The 522-nt window shown below is 67.6% G+C and carries 1 protein-coding gene; it reads left to right on the forward strand.

The genetic code is table 11. From position 1 onward, the window contains the following. Positions 1 to 33: 33 nt before the first annotated feature. On the forward strand, positions 34 to 522 hold a 489-nt coding region (locus ACPV3N_RS13455; protein ID WP_440118641.1), incomplete at its 3' end, for an alpha/beta hydrolase family protein.

Raw genomic sequence — 522 nt, forward strand, 5'->3', positions numbered from 1 at the left:
GACCGCTTCCTGCGCCGCGGCTTTGCGATTCTGATGCTCGACGGCCCCGGCCAGGGCACGTGCCTCACCCGCGGCATCTGGTACGATCCCGACCGTCAGGGCGCGCTGGGCACGAGCGCGTTCGACGCCGCGGCGGCTCGGCCGGAGGTGGACCCCGAGCGGATCATGATGTGGGGCCTGTCGTTCGGTAGTTTCTGGGCGACGCAGATGGCGGCGGCGGAGCCGCGCTTCGCGGCACTGGCGGTGATGTACACCAACTTCCAGCCGCGCAACTGGGCGATCTTCCAGATGGCGGCGCCCACGTTCCGGCAGCGCTTCATGTACATGACGGGCTCCGCCGACGAGGAGGCGCTGGAGCGGATCATGGACCGGATGGACGTGTTCCGGATCAGCCGCGAGCTCAAGATGCCGTGTTTCGTCATGTCGGGCGAGGACGACTCGCTGACCGATGCGGCCTGCACGATCGAGCATCTGAACAACGTCCCGGGGCCCAAGACGCTGGTGATGTATGCTGGCGAGGAG

The organism is Tsuneonella sediminis, assembly GCF_051912845.1.
Taxonomy (GTDB): domain Bacteria; phylum Pseudomonadota; class Alphaproteobacteria; order Sphingomonadales; family Sphingomonadaceae; genus Tsuneonella; species Tsuneonella sediminis.